This is a genomic window from Coprococcus comes ATCC 27758 (assembly GCF_025149785.1).
Taxonomy (GTDB): domain Bacteria; phylum Bacillota; class Clostridia; order Lachnospirales; family Lachnospiraceae; genus Allocoprococcus; species Allocoprococcus comes.
Genome location: NZ_CP102277.1, coordinates 1,887,243 through 1,902,046 on the forward strand (window position 1 = coordinate 1,887,243; position 14,804 = coordinate 1,902,046).

The following is a 14,804-nucleotide window of genomic DNA, read 5'->3' on the forward strand; positions in this document are numbered from 1 at the left end:
AATTCCACCTACTTTATTCCTCTTTTCCAGTGTCCCCTGGTGTACGTTCCCTCCGGAAGTTCTTTTCCTTCAAAATACGCACTTAAAATCTGTCTTACCTCCTGCTGCCTTTCAGTAGTAAACATCAGTCGGATCCGCCCAGGACCGATCTGATATACCTCTTCCATCCGGTCTCCCAGATATAATGGTACATAATTGTAAAGGATATTATAACAGTAATCACATTCATTTTTTACCACAAATGGATTACGATATCTGTCAGTTATTGTCGTCTGTCCGGATTTTTTCAGACATCCTCTGGTCGTTTTCTGAATACATCCTGCAGATATCATCATCGGAAGATAACCATATACGATCACTTCTCCATCCTTTACCCGGAGATCCTGGAGTTCTCTTTCTGTCAGTTCCACGGGCGCTGTAAATTCAAAAACTCCCTTTTCCTTCCAGAATTTCCTGCTTTCCTGATTAAATTCATACAGATTGTAATCGGTCATAATCCTTCCGGTATAACCATGCTCTTTCAGAAACGCAAAACTTTCATAATTGGCGATCAGAATGCCGTCCCATCCGGCTCCGAATATCCGGTTATATGCAGCTTCATACTGTTTTCGGGTTCTTTCCCGGAAAATATACGGCATGACCAGATAAATTTCTTTCCCTGCTGCATGTACTTTTGTAATCCACTCCACATAGCTGTCCTTCTCCCAGATGCGAGGGAACATGGTACAATCCGCATAGATTCTTCCGATTGCTTCTTCTTCCAGAATCACTTCCATCTGTTCTGCGGTTCTTACCGATGCCGTCCATCCGGAAAGTATCTCTTCTTCCATTGAAAGCTCTGTCTTATCTTCTTCCGGATCTTTCACTTCACCACTTCTTCTGTATTTCTCACAGATCACTTTTTCCAGCGTCTCCAGTGCTTCCCTTCGAAGTTCGTTCAGGCTCTGCATCGGAAGAAATACTTTTTCTCCGATCTCGGCCTTTAAAAAGGAAAATTCAAATTCCGTATTTCCCGTCTTGCGCAGCTGCTTTTCAATCCGCTCTCTGCTCATCGGCTGGCTCAGTGCTTCCTGTGCTTTTTCACCGGCAACCGTAATCTCGGCATCCCGGCACTTCACCGTAAGCGTTGCCTTTTCTTGCGGATACAGCCGGAAAGTTCCGCAGATCCGTTCTTTTATTTTTCCATTTACAAATTCTTCACGCAGCGTGTCAATCAATGTGCTGTTTCTTGTGCGCATCCAGATTTCATCCCTCTTGAACGGGGTATCTGCAAATACTGGGATCTGCACATTCATTCCTTTTCTGACTGCATCCTTACAGGTATAATTATCTGCTTTTTCCCTGCCTTTGCGCATCGGGAGTTCAATAATATCCTGCGGATACAGGTCTGTCAGTGCTTTTGCAGTCACATTTCTGCCTTTTTTAGCAAGTACCTTTACTGCCGGCACTCCTGCATGGTTCGGACGGTTTAAGGAAATCATCTCCCGTCCATTCTGTGTATGATAATAACCCGTATGGAAACCGCCACGGTTATAGAGATCCAGCAGCATCTGCCGATCCTCCTCGCGGACACGGTATTTCTTCATCGCATACGCTGCCGGATCCTCTTCTGCCGGACATTCTTCGTAATATTTCAGATAAAGATCGGTATATTTCCGGTACTGGAAAGCGACTGCTGCCGCATACTCCGGCTTCTTCATCCGGCCTTCAATCTTGAAGGAATAAATCCCGCTCTCGATCATCTCCGGGATCAGTTCCAATGTACAGATATCCTTAAGACTCAGCAGATACTGTGGTCTCTTTGCTTCCGGTGTCCGGTAAAGCAGTCTGCACGGCTGTGCGCACTGTCCACGGTTGCCACTTCTGCCGCCGATAAAACTGCTGAACAGGCACTGACCGGAATAGCAATAGCAGAGTGCACCATGTACAAAGCTTTCAATCTCAAGCTCTGTCTCATCGGCAATCTTTTTCACCTCTGCCATACTCAGTTCTCTGGATGTAACAATCCGCTGTGCACCTTCCTTTTCCAGAAACTTCGCCCCATCCACTCCCGTAAGCGTCATCTGGGTACTTGCGTGGATCGGAAGATCTGGAAAATGCTTCCGGATAAAACGGAACAGTCCGATATCCTGCACGATCACCGCATCCAGCCCCTGCCGGTAATAAGGGAGCAGATAGTCATACATCTGTTTTTCCATCTCACGGTCTTTGATCAGTGTATTCACGGTCAGATACAGTCTTCTTCCATGCAAATGCACATAATCAATTGCCTCTAAAAGTTCTTCCTCCGTCAGGTTATGTGCATAAGCACGTGCCCCGAAAAGGGCTCCCCCTGTATATACCGCATCAGCTCCTGCTGCAATTGCCGCTTTCAGGCACTCCATACTCCCTGCCGGTGCAAGGATTTCAACTCTGTCTTTCATATAACTCCTCTATCTTTAAATAACCTGTATACAAAGTCCCTGTGTTGCAGACATTTCTCTTTGTATACCGGAGTATCAAAAATAGACTGCCTCAGGACAGTCTATTTTGTACGGTGATTTTTCATTTCTGTTTCAAGCTGTACGATCTTCATCTGAAGTTCCTGGTTCTCTGCCTTGAGTTTATCCAGTGCTTTTTCAGCATTCTCATACTTGATCTGTACTGAGATCAGTTCATGCTTTAAATCGTACATCTCTTTGTCTTTTGCCTCGATGTCGCTTTCTAATGCGCCGCCCTGTTTCTTGGCTTTAAAATAATCATCTGCTATATTTAAAGCAAGAAGCACACTTCTGGCTTCCGCACTCTGCTTGCGATATCCATCGCTGCTTGTACATTCCTCGATTTTATGGTTCAGATAAGTGGATACCTTCTGCAGATAATCTTCGCTTTCAAATCCGCTCAGGGTGAATACTTTGCCGCCTATCAAAACTTCTGTATAATTTTTTGACGATGCCATAAAGAACCTCCTTGCCGCCTAATCCTTTTTTCATTATAAACTATATTCTGATAAAAACCAACCACTTTTCGATATTTTCAGCAGAAATTCTGTTTTATTCTTTATCAGCCAGCTCAAAATGATTCTTTCTGACCTTCAAAATCCCCTCTTTTTCCATTTTTTTCAACTCATGTGACAGCACACTCCGGTTGATCCCCAGATAATTTGCCATCTGTTCTCTGTTAAATTCAATATCAAAGGCATTGCTTTTATGGCGTCTTTGCTGAATTCTCAGATACTGCTCGATTCTTTCCCGGATTCCTCTAATCGACAGCAATTCAATCTTCCTGCACTTGCGGATATCTTCATTTGCAAGGAAATGAACCGTTTTCTTGTAAAACTCAATCCTCTCACGCAGATCCAGAACGCCCTCTTCTTCCATCGCCCGTACAGGAAACCAGAAAATGTGTGCCTGTTCCGATGCATAAACATCATAAGGACTCGTCTTTTTTTCACTGACCGCAATCTCCACTCCCACAACAAACGAGCTGACAAGCTTCTGGACCAGCTGCTCAGTTCCATCCCGGTAATACTGCACTTTACAGAGTACCCCGTCAAGCAGGATTCCGATATTGTTCAGTTTTTCTCTTTCTCTTATGATGATTTCGCCCTTGTCATAGGTTACGGTTCTGCCGCCTAACCGGTTAATGATCACATCCGCCTTCTTCCGATCCATATCACAAAAGAAAATGCTCCGGTAAATCGCTTCCCTTTCTTGTTCTTTCTGCATTTATGCTGCCACCTTCTGCCCGTTTTCTCTATTTGTCCATTATAGCATCTGCCACGCTATCCTTCAAGGAACAGCACTTTTTCTTCCGGAAATGCGAGTGCATCCGGCATTCCTTTTTCTTCCAGAGTGGCAGAAATCTCTCTTTGGACAAACCAGCAGAAGTCCTCACATCCCGACTCGCATTGGATAAAATATTTTCGTTCAAATGGATAATCCACACTTTTCCATTCTTTAACTTTCAGCATAGCCCCGGATATCGTTCCATACACCGGAATCAGATCATGAGCTCGGATCCCGATTGCCTTCACATTCTCCGGCACACTGCGTCCTTTAAAAATCAGCTGCACATCCCAGTCTTTCACATACACCGTCTGCGCATCCATCCGGTAAACATCTGCAATATTTTTACATCCGGTAAGTCTTGCCGCTGTCTTATAGCGCGGTGCATTAAATACTTCTTTTACCGGACCCAGGCGGATTCCATGTCCATCTTCAATTACCAGAACCTCTTCACTGAAGCTGTAGATTTCATCCCTGCTGTGGGACACCATGATCACCGTACCTTCATAATCACTCAGTATTTCCATCAGCTCGGTCAGCATCCGCTCCCGAAGATACGCATCCAGTGCCGAAAATGGTTCATCCAGAAGGATTACGTCCGGTTCATATGCCATAATCCGTGCCAGTGCCGTTCTCTGCTGCTGTCCGCCGGAAAGCTTTGACGGATAAAGCTTTTCCAGTCCGTCCAGCTGGAAATGATGGATCAGCTGTTCTACCATTTTCTGCTTATCTTCTTTGTTTCCAGTAAATCCAATCCCGATATTCTGCTCCACGGTCATGTTCGGAAACAACGCATAATTCTGAAAAAGATAACCGACTTTCCTTTTTTGTGGCTTCAGAAAAATCTTTTTTCCGGCATCAAAAAGGGTAACTCCGTCAATCACGATCCGCCCTTTTTCCGGTCTTTCGATCCCGGCAATACTTTTCAAGGTCAGGCTTTTCCCACATCCGGAAGCGCCCAGGATTCCGATCCGCTTTTTTTCACTTTTAAAGGCAACATCCAGCCTGAATTTTTCATACTGTTTTTTTATCTCTAGTTCTACCATTGCTTTGTATGTTTCATTCCCTTTCCAAATGCCAGATTCATAAGTACTACTATTCCGAATGCGATCAGGATTACAATTCCGACCCACACACCTGCCGTCTGATAATCACCGTCCTGGATGACCATTGCAATCCTCTGGGAAATGGTTGCCGTCTTTCCTGGAATATTGCCCGCAAGCATGGAGGTCGCACCATATTCTCCAAGCGCTCTTGCAAATGCAAGAATTGTACCGGATGCAACTCCAGGACCTGCCGCCGGCATGATCACCCTCCAGAAAATCTTCCACTCCGGCATACCGAGCGTCTGCGCCGCATAGATCAGGTTCACATCCACCTGTTCAAATGCTGCTCTTGCATTCCGGTACATCAGTGGAAATGCAATCACAGTTGCCGCGATCACGCATCCTGCCCAGGACTGTACGATCTTGATATCAAATGTCGTATAAAGATACGATCCAACGGTTCTTCTCGTACTGAAAATGAGCAGCAGGAAAAATCCTGCAACCGTCGGCGGAAGCACCAGCGGCAGTGTCAGAATCCCATCCAGCACAGCCCTGAGACCCGTCTTCGCTTTCAGCATCTTTCTTGCTGCCCATATTCCCAGGAAGAATGACACGATCGTTGCTGCGATTCCTGTTTTGATTGAAATGAAAAGCGGACTCCAGTCAAGTCCTGCAAGGATCTGTCTTATTTCTTCCATATCGTTCCTCTTTTACTCTACGTTTGTATCGAAATAGTAGCTGTCAAAGATCTTCTTTGCGTCATCGGATGTTACATATGCAAGGAAATCATCGGCTGCTTTTTTCTTTGCATCATCTGCCTCTTTATTTTCCACACGGCAGATCGGATAAATCACATTACCTGTCAGATCATAGCTTACTGTCTGAAGGATCTTGATCTGATCCTCATATCCGTATGTATCAGAATAATAAGTTGTTCCAACTTCGCATGCACCCTCTGTAACGGTGATCAGCACCTTGCTTACATTTGCCTGCTCACTGATTTCTGCTCCACCAAGAGCTTCAGAAACCTGTTCTGTTGTGATGGTAGACGCATCGTCTACTTTGTCCAGAATTCCGAGATTCATCAACGCCTGACGGGTGTATTTTCCAACTGGTACACTTCCGCCTGCAAGTGCAATGCTCTTTGCCTCATTTAAGTTTTCAAGCCCGGTTACTGCTGTATCACTGTCCTTTAATGTGATAACGACTACCTGATTGTTCACTACATTATGGCGGGTTCCTTCTACTACCAGTCCGTCAGCCTCAAGCTGATCCATCTGTTTCTGTGCTGCAGAGAAGAACAGGTCACACTCATATCCTTCTTCGATCTGTGTCAGCAGAGTTCCTGAGCTGTCTGCATTGTAGACAATCTTCACATTCGGATGCTCTTTTTCATAACGCTCTGCAATATCTGTCATTGCCGTATTCAGGCTGGCTGCGATAAATACCTGAAGCTCTACATCCTCTTCTTTGTCAGCCTTTGTTTCTGTCTTTTTGTCTTCTGTTTTTGTGTCGGTCTTTTTACCGTCACATGCAGCAAGTGATGCTGTCATCAGCAGAACCAGACCTGCTGCCACTGTTTTCTTAAATAAGTTATTCTTTCTCATGATTTTAATATCCTCCTTTTCCAAATCCACAGTTTGGAAAAGTACACACCGGACAGGACAGACAAAGTCCTCCCTGTCCAAGAAGCCGGAAATCTTTTTCATGCAGCTTTTCATCACACATAATCCTCGGAAGAACCAGATCAAAAATCGTCCGTTTTGCATACATCACGCATCCCGGAAGACCCATGACCGGAATCTGTCTGCCTTCTTTTTCACAATAAGCAAGCATAAACATGGCTCCCGGAAGAACCGGTGCCCCATAAGTCACCACTTCCGTACAGGCATTTTTGATCGCAAGCGGAGTCCTGTCATCCGGATCTACACTCATTCCACCGGTACAGACGATCAGGTCAGAACCATCCTCGATCAGAGTCTGGATTGCTTCCATGATCATCTCATGATCATCGTTGCACTGGATCTGCTTCACCTCTGTAACGCCACATTCTTTCAGTTTTTCGATCACAACCGGAGTAAATTTATCCTCGATCCGGTGATAATACACTTCGCTTCCCGTCGTTACGATTCCCGCTTTTTTCTTCTGGTACGGAAGAATCCGGAAAATCGGTTCTTTTCCTGCCACTTCACAGGCCTTCTGCATCTTTTCTTCTTCGATCACAAGCGGAATGATCCTTGTTCCTGCAATCTTATCTCCGGTTTTCACCGGAAAATTTCCATGTCTGGATGCGATCATCATCTCACCAAGATTGTTCACCGCATTCAGCTTTTCGGTATTGATCTTCAATACCCCTTCACAGTCGGCGATCAGTTCGATTTTTCCTTCCTTCACTTCGGAAGGATGCATATGCTCACCCTGACAGATCTGACGCAAGATCTCAGCTGCCTCATTTTCATGAAGCATACCTTCCTGTTTTTCCCAGATATAAAGATTCTCTTTTCCCACAGATAAAAGTACCGGAATGTCTTCCTTGGTAACAATATGTCCCTTCCGGAAAACAGCATCCTTTACAACTCCCGGAATAATCTGTGTAATGTCATGGCACAGCACCTGCCCCACTGCATCTTCTGTTCTTACCAGTTTCATTTTTTGTTCCTCACTTTATATGGATTATGGCATAAAAATACCTGCCGTCACTGCGGCAGGTATTCTGCCCAAGCCTTTTTATATTTTACCATAAAAAGGATGGATAAATAAGTTGTCCAGACAACTTTTTTATTTTGTTTTATAGACAAGATCGATTGCTTCCGCAACTCCGTTTCCGATCTTTCGTGCTTTATCCGAAATCGTATAACAAAGTTTTCCCTCTATCCTTGCATCCACATCTCCGATCTTCAATCCTTTTTTGACCGGTACACCTTCCTGGAGCATCCCACGGACAATCCCGTGGAGCCTCGCATAGACAGGTTCATCTCCGCACCTTGCAACAATCTGCCCTTTTTTCACCACATCACCAATTCTCGCGACCGGATGCATGATTCCGTCTGCGGATGCCTTTAAAAGGCGTTCCACCGTATAGCCGCCAATATTTCCCGGAATTCCGGTGTTGGGGATTGCACTTCCCTCGCGGATCACTTCGCCCAGATGCTCACCTCTTTGCGTTTCAATCACAAAATGGCAGTCTCCGGCTGCCGTAAAGCCCGGTCCGATACCGATAACAAGAGGAGCGTCACTGATCCGGGTCCCAAGATTCTTTTTTGCCATGATCCCGTCAACCAGTACATCCGGCAGATATTCTTTCCGCACTTCTGCTTTTTCATCCACCATGACAGCAATTTTCCGTGTTGCCATAATTGTTTCTGCTTCTTCAAAATTGTCGGCAAGAACTGCTTCTATTCCTTCTACCACTGCATGTTCTTCGTACACCGCTCTTGAAAATGCCACCTCACGTCTGACGGTGAGTGGGATGGCAACATCCGTCATCAGGATCTGATGTCCTCTTTCCCACAGCTCTGCCGCAATTCCTGTGGCAAGATCCCCGGCTCCTCTTATCAGGATCTTCATTTACTCTTCTTTCTCCTTTGGTAAAACCAGATTCAGGAACACTGCAACCAGAGTAGACAGTGCAACCGGTGATTTACCGAAAATGGTTGTTACCCATGCAGGGAGCTGCGCAAGTGCTGCATTTGCCTGTGTCACACCCATTCCAAGTGCAATGGCAAGTCCTACGATGGATGTATTTCTATAATTCATCTTTGAATTATTGATCAGTTTGATACCCGTCATGGAAATCATTGCAAATACAGAGATTGTTGCGCCTCCAAGCACACATGACGGAATAGTTAGAAGAATGTATGCGATCTTTGGCATGATTCCTGCAACCAGCATGATCATCGCTGCAATTCCAAATACTCTCTTTGCTACTACTTTCGTAGAACTTACGATTCCGACATTCTGACTGTAGGTTGCTGTCGGGAGTCCGCTGAAAAATGCGCAGACAATATTGCTGACTCCATAACCAATGATACCACCGCTTAATTCCTCATCCGTCGGCATACGGTCCATTCCTCCGGTCGTCGTTGCTGAAAAGTCTCCGATTGCCTGAATAGAGCTGATTGCGAACAATACCGCAATCGCAACACATGAGGATGGCTCGAATTTAATTCCGAAATGCATCGGCTGTGGGAACTGTACCCATTTTGCCGTTAATACGGAAGAAAAATCCACCATTCCAAAGCCAAGCGCAACTACATATCCAACTATGATTCCGATCAGAACGGAAGAAAGCTTTAAAAAGCCCTTTCCAAAATGATTCAGTCCTGTTACGACTACCAGTGTGATGATCGCAACAAGCCAGTTCTGCCATGAACCATAATCCGCACTTCCTGCTCCACCTGCCATATAATTGACTGCGGTCGGATACAGCGAAAGTCCGATTGCAAATACAACCGTTCCCGTAACCAGCGGCGGGAAAAGATGACGGATCTGCTTGATAAATATTCCTACAATAATCGCAACAATACCGCCCACGATCTGTGCACCAAGTATTGTTCCAACATCTGCATCCTGTGCAATTGACTGCATAATCGGCACATACGCAAAGCTGATTCCCATAATAACCGGAAGCCCGGCTCCTATCTGATAAGACTTAAATTTGATAAACGGAAAAAGCTGGATGAATGTCGAAATCGCTGACATTGCAAGAGATGCCTGAATCAGGACAACCGTATCTGATTCTGAAAGTCCGGACACACCAGCAAGAATGATCGCCGGTGCAACACAGCCAATGATCATCGCCACTACATGCTGGAATGCCAGCGGAAGTGCCTGACCAAAGGATGGTTTTCCGTTAAGGTTAAATAGTTCCTGTGAAGTATTACTATTCTTCGTACTCACTTTTTTGCCTCCTTCTCTACCCACTTACAACTTTCGTTGTCAAAGCTATCGTATCTATGATAGCACGAATAGTTTTCAATGACAATTCGGCAATGTTCCGTTTTTCAACACACAATTGCTTTATTTTTCCAAAATATTAACGAAACGATGTAATCCGTACTTTTTCACCAGAATCCCGTTCTACTCTTAAGGCGATTCTCTCTGCCATTTTCAGACGTTTTTCGTCATCTGCTTTGTTTAGCACAATATAGAAATCCATTTCCGGCAGGACATTCTTTTTCCCGCCTTTTGTCGAAACAGCCAGCCCTGCCAGATCCTCCTCCGTCAGGACCTCTTCCACTGCTTTTCCAAGTACCTGTGCCACAAGCTCAGGCCGGAAACAGCAGTCTTTTATCCTTTGTCCGATGGCATCGAGTCCATATACAGAAAGGACTATCTGGATCTGCTTTGGAATAACCGGTTCTTTCTCCCCCGGCACTTTCGCCGGAAGCATCCGTGCACCATCCGCTTCCACAAGAACCGGCGCAGGAAGCTCCCAGATCTTTTCCATTACCGGTACAGAAAGGCTTTTGATCCTGCCTCCTCCTGCATCCAGACCGGCGATCACCATGCCTTCTCTTTTATGTACTTCCAGAATTTTTTCGATAGAATCCTCCATTACAAAATAAGGGGCAGTCTCTTTTTTCATATGGGTTGTAGTCACCAGAACCGGGAGGGCACCCTTCTCTTGGTATTCAGCGAGCAGCTGTTTCAAAAGAGAAGTCTTACCTCCCGCACCCACGGCAGCAATTCTCGGTACCATCTGCTCCGTAAGTCCAAGTGCCATAAGCAGAGACTCTTTCCTTTGAAGCTTTCCATTTTCGATGACATATACATGGAAAGTTTTCTCTGTGCCTCCTTCTGTTATCCGCATTTTTTCTATTTCCGGCATATAATCAATATCTTCCAGCTCTTTTTCCAGGCTCACCTCGTAAAATACTGCTTTTTCCCGGTATCTGCGGAACACCTTTCTTCCTCCGGCATCTCCTTCCAGTTCCAGAAGTTCTTTCCCGTACTTTGCCGGAAACCAGACCGGATTGCCTTCCTGTCCATTCCAGGTCACACATCCCGGTACAACTTTTGCCTCCCGCTCCATCTTTTCCAGGAATCCTTCCATGCTTTCTTCTGTAAAATAAGGCTGATCCGCCACAAAAAATGCATAGGCATCAGCATCTCCTGCCGCACGGATCCCTGCTTTTACCGAATAGGCTGCTCCTTTATAGCTGTCTTTTGAAATCACTGTTTTTACCGGGAAACGTTCACCTTGCTGCTCGTTTTCCTGAAGTGCTTTTACCTGATGCTCAATCTCCGGATACTGTGTTACCACAATCATTTCCCATTCCGGATGCCTTTGACAGACTTTTACCAGACGGTCGAATAAATAGCGGAACATCGGCTTTTCACCCAACAGATAAAGTAGTTTGTTCTCTGCTTCTGATTGTGGCGGTTCTGTATTTTGCATCCTTTGGCTGTTAAAACGGCGGCTGTTTCCAGCCGCCAGATAAATCAGTTTAATTTTCATTTTCCATAATTCCCATTGCAATCTGTTCACTTGTAATCGGAAGTTCACGGAACCACAGACCTGTTGCATTTGCGATTGCATGCGTCAATGCCGGAGCCGGTGTATTGATGACGATTTCGCCAATCGATTTTGCACCAAATGGTCCGGTCGGCTCATAGCTGCTCTCAAATTCCACATGCAGATTTCCCATATCCATTCGGGTCGGAATCTTGTACTGCATAAATGAATTGTTCAGAAGCTGTCCTTTTTCCGTGTACTGAATATTCTCATAAAGAGTCATGCCGATTCCTTGCACGATTCCGCCTTCCGCCTGTACCCTCGCAAGATTCGGGTTAATAACAGTTCCGCAGTCAACCACTGCATAGTAATCCAGGATCTCGACATGTCCTGTCTCCGGATCCAATTCGATTTCAACAGCGCCTGCCATATAAGGCGGCGGAGATACCGGCGAACTGTGGCTTTCTGTTACCTGAAGCGCAATATCACTTCCGCACATTGCCCCTGCTCCGATTGCCGCAAGTGTCACCTCTTCTCCGGTCTTATCGCTTCTTGCAATGTGTCCATCGAAATCAACCTCATCCACTTCACATTTCAGCATCTTCGCTGCCTGTCTGACGATCCGCTTTTTCAGTTCCTCACCGGCTCTTGTCACCGCCATACCGGTCACATAAGTCGTACTTGATGCATAAGAGCCTGAATCATACGGTGAAGTATCGGTATCTGCTCCGGATACTGCAATATCATCCAGATCACAGTCCAGACATTCTGCTGCCATCTGTGCAAGAATCGTATCACACCCGGTTCCCATGTCCGCTGCCGCGATTGACATATTGTAGACACCATCCTCGCCCAGTTTGATCGTCGCAGATCCGACATCTACATTGGAAATGCAGGATCCCTGCATGGCAAGTGCTACTCCGACGCTGCGGATTTTGCCATCCGGCATAACTTTTCTTGGATACTTTTCATCCCATCCGGACATTTCTTTTACTCTCGCAAGGCATTTATCAAGTGCACAGCTATTCGCTGTCTCCCCATAATATGCCGGCATGAACTGTCCTTCTTTGACCATATTCTTCATACGGATCTCCATCGGATCCATGCCAAGTTTTTCTGCCAGTTCGTTAACAGATGTCTCAACCGCAAAGATTCCCTGCGTCGCTCCATATCCACGATAAGCTCCTGCTGCCATCCGGTTGGTATAGACCACATCGTAACGGAACCGGTATGCATCTAATGAACCATAAAGCGGAATCGCCTTATGTCCGGAAAGTCCGACCGTTGTCGGTCCATGTTCCCCGTATGCTCCTGTGTTAGAAAGTGTATACAGATCAATTGCCCGGATATTTCCCTCTTTATCTGCTCCCATGCGAACCGTCACCGCCATATCATGACGCGGTGAGGATGCAATCTGGGATTCCTCTCTTGTAAATACAATTTTCGATGGCTTTCCGGTTTTCCAGGTTACAAACGCCGGATAAACCTCACTTACCGCCGTCTGTTTTGCCCCAAATCCACCACCGATCCTTGGCTTAAATGCACGGATTTTAGATTTTGGTATGCCAAGCGCATTGGAAACAATACGGCGCACATGGTAAACGATCTGCGTAGAACTCATCACATTCAGTCTTCCATACATATCCATAAAGCAGACCGTCTGAAATGGTTCCATCATTGCCTGCTGTGCCGCTTTGACATGATATGTATGTTCTACAACAACATCGCATTCTGCAAGAACTTTCTCTACATCCCCATGTCCATCTTCTGCCTGTGCACAAAGATTCCGCTTGTTATCTGCTCCTACCGGGCACAATGCCTTCCAGCTGTCCTCCGGATGCACCAGAATTGGACCATCCAGCGCTTCCTCAGGATCTAATACTGCCGGAAGGACCTCGTATTTGACCTTGATCATCTTCATTGCACGTTCTACGCAGGCTTCATTTTCTCCGGCAATGATCGCTACCGGATCTCCTACAAAGCGAACATGCTGGTCCAGGATCAACCGGTCATACGGACTAGGCTCCGGCCAGGTCTGTCCTGCAATTGTAAAACGCTGCTGCGGTACATCCTTCCAGGTATAGATTGCTTCAATTCCCGGCACACGCATTGCCACATCTGTCTTGATCTCCTGGATCATCGCATTGGCATGCGGACTTCTTAGAAGCTTAACGATCAGACAATCCTTTGGTGCCAGATCATTTGTATATACCGGCTTTCCAGTCACCAGTGCTTTCGCATCTTTTTTTACAAATGGTACTCCTACTGCTTTCATCTGGCTCCTCCTTTTCTTTTGTACTCCAGAAAATCATGGATTCCTCTGAGCTGTCCCTCGTAGCCTGAACAGCGGCAGAGATTCCCCGCAAGGTATTCCCGGATCTCGTCATCACTTGGATCCGGATTCTCGCGGAAAAGTGCGATTGCATTCATGATCATACCCGGATTACAGAATCCGCACTGCTCCGCCCCCTGTCCTGCGATAAAAGAGCCAAATTCTTCTGCTTCCTCCTGCAGTCCTTCCAGCGTATCTACCTTGTGCCCGTCTGCTCTTGCAGCAAGCACGGAACAGGAAAGTACCGGCTTCTCATCTAAAAATACGGTACAAAGTCCACAGTTGGAAGTCTCACAGCCGCGCTTTACGCTGTAACATCCATGATTTCTCACGAAATCGATCAGAAGCAGATCAGCTGCGATCTCTTCTGTAATCTTTTTTCCATTCAGTGTCAGACTAATCTGCATTCTTTTCACCTCCGTTTGTGATTCTCTCTAACGCTCTGCGGATCAGAACCTCTGCAAGATGGGTACGATACGCTGCACTTCCACGCATATTGCTTCCCATCGGCACCTGGACTGCAAGCTCTTTTGCAAATTTTTTCAGATCTGTGCACGCATCCAGCTGTTCTGCCGGAACGTGAATACAGACTGCTTTCATCGGTCTTGCCCCAACTGCCACCTTTAGTTCATCTCCATAACGGTCAGCAGCAACCGCCAGTACCGGAAAATCCGTCTTGGTATTACGGTGTGACTGATAGCTTCCCTTTCCCGGTGTTTTCTTTACGATCACACGGACAAGGATATCATTATCTCTCTCCATCTTTGCAAACTCTTCCAGAGAAATGATCCCACCTTTATAAAGTTCTACTTCTGTATCCAGTGCAAGGAAACAGGTCAGTACATCCGAAAATCCAAACCGTCCGAAAATACTTCCGCCGATCGTCGCAAGATTCCGGAACTGTACACCGACAATACTTCTCACACTTTCTCTGATCATGTTGCAGCTCAATTCATTTAATCCTTCGTGTAACTCCAGATCACGAAGGGATACCATACATCCAATCTTCCATGCATCCTCCGTCTCTTCAATCTGATCCAGTCCGAGTCCGGACAGATCGATCGCAGTCTGGATCTGCGCAGTACTCATTTTCAGCCAGAGCATTCCACCGACGATCCGGTTCGTCTTTTTCTGGTTCAGTTCATACGCCTGCTCCAGACTCTCTGCTTTCACATATTGTTTTATCTTCAGCATCGTCTCTT

At 46.0% G+C, this 14,804-nt stretch carries 13 protein-coding genes; all 13 read right to left on the minus strand.

Annotated elements, in window-relative coordinates; translation table 11 throughout:
- Window positions 1–8: 8 nt before the first annotated feature.
- The 13 genes from NQ556_RS09520 to NQ556_RS09580 all read right to left on the minus strand — a co-directional run bounded on the left by NQ556_RS09520 (window position 9) and on the right by NQ556_RS09580 (window position 14,796).
- The gene (locus tag NQ556_RS09520) at window positions 9–2,423 is read right to left on the minus strand and encodes a U32 family peptidase (protein ID WP_022221057.1); all 2,415 of its coding nucleotides are present in this window, start codon (window positions 2,421–2,423) and stop codon (window positions 9–11) included.
- A 101-nt stretch (window positions 2,424–2,524) separates the two neighbouring features.
- Window positions 2,525–2,938, minus strand: a complete 414-nt coding sequence (zapA, locus tag NQ556_RS09525) for a cell division protein ZapA (protein ID WP_008375194.1) — start codon at window positions 2,936–2,938, stop codon at window positions 2,525–2,527.
- Window positions 2,939–3,032: 94 nt separating this feature from the next.
- Window positions 3,033–3,707 carry a Crp/Fnr family transcriptional regulator gene (locus NQ556_RS09530; RefSeq protein ID WP_008375192.1) on the minus strand — a complete coding sequence of 225 codons (675 nt, stop codon included), beginning with the start codon at window positions 3,705–3,707 and terminating at the stop codon, window positions 3,033–3,035.
- 56 nt (window positions 3,708–3,763) lie between these two features.
- Window positions 3,764–4,813 carry a sulfate/molybdate ABC transporter ATP-binding protein gene (locus NQ556_RS09535; RefSeq protein WP_022221058.1) on the minus strand — a complete coding sequence of 350 codons (1,050 nt, stop codon included), beginning with the start codon at window positions 4,811–4,813 and terminating at the stop codon, window positions 3,764–3,766.
- The gene (gene modB / locus NQ556_RS09540) at window positions 4,807–5,511 is read right to left on the minus strand and encodes a molybdate ABC transporter permease subunit (protein WP_008375185.1); all 705 of its coding nucleotides are present in this window, start codon (window positions 5,509–5,511) and stop codon (window positions 4,807–4,809) included. Before modB ends, NQ556_RS09535 begins: the two co-directional genes overlap by 7 nt.
- Before the next feature lie 12 nt (window positions 5,512–5,523).
- Window positions 5,524–6,420 carry a molybdate ABC transporter substrate-binding protein gene (gene modA / locus NQ556_RS09545; RefSeq protein ID WP_044999246.1) on the minus strand — a complete coding sequence of 299 codons (897 nt, stop codon included), beginning with the start codon at window positions 6,418–6,420 and terminating at the stop codon, window positions 5,524–5,526.
- 4 nt (window positions 6,421–6,424) lie between these two features.
- A complete protein-coding gene (locus NQ556_RS09550) occupies window positions 6,425–7,462 on the minus strand; it encodes a molybdopterin-binding protein (protein WP_008375181.1) in 1,038 nt (345 codons plus the stop codon).
- A gap of 129 nt (window positions 7,463–7,591) precedes the next feature.
- Complete coding sequence (gene yqeB, locus NQ556_RS09555; protein WP_022221060.1) at window positions 7,592–8,380, minus strand: selenium-dependent molybdenum cofactor biosynthesis protein YqeB; 789 nt, start codon at window positions 8,378–8,380, stop codon at window positions 7,592–7,594.
- Window positions 8,381–9,712 carry a uracil-xanthine permease family protein gene (locus tag NQ556_RS09560; protein WP_022221061.1) on the minus strand — a complete coding sequence of 444 codons (1,332 nt, stop codon included), beginning with the start codon at window positions 9,710–9,712 and terminating at the stop codon, window positions 8,381–8,383.
- Window positions 9,713–9,848: 136 nt separating this feature from the next.
- On the minus strand, window positions 9,849–11,273 hold the full coding sequence (gene yqeC / locus NQ556_RS09565; RefSeq protein WP_008375175.1) for a selenium cofactor biosynthesis protein YqeC: 1,425 nt from the start codon (window positions 11,271–11,273) through the stop codon (window positions 9,849–9,851).
- On the minus strand, window positions 11,263–13,545 hold the full coding sequence (locus NQ556_RS09570; protein WP_008375173.1) for a xanthine dehydrogenase family protein molybdopterin-binding subunit: 2,283 nt from the start codon (window positions 13,543–13,545) through the stop codon (window positions 11,263–11,265). The genes yqeC and NQ556_RS09570 overlap by 11 nt, the downstream gene beginning before the upstream one ends.
- Window positions 13,542–14,009 carry a (2Fe-2S)-binding protein gene (locus NQ556_RS09575; protein WP_008375171.1) on the minus strand — a complete coding sequence of 156 codons (468 nt, stop codon included), beginning with the start codon at window positions 14,007–14,009 and terminating at the stop codon, window positions 13,542–13,544. Before NQ556_RS09575 ends, NQ556_RS09570 begins: the two co-directional genes overlap by 4 nt.
- Window positions 13,999–14,796 carry an FAD binding domain-containing protein gene (locus NQ556_RS09580; RefSeq protein WP_008375170.1) on the minus strand — a complete coding sequence of 266 codons (798 nt, stop codon included), beginning with the start codon at window positions 14,794–14,796 and terminating at the stop codon, window positions 13,999–14,001. The genes NQ556_RS09575 and NQ556_RS09580 overlap by 11 nt, the downstream gene beginning before the upstream one ends.
- Between the last annotated feature and the right edge of the window lie 8 nt (window positions 14,797–14,804).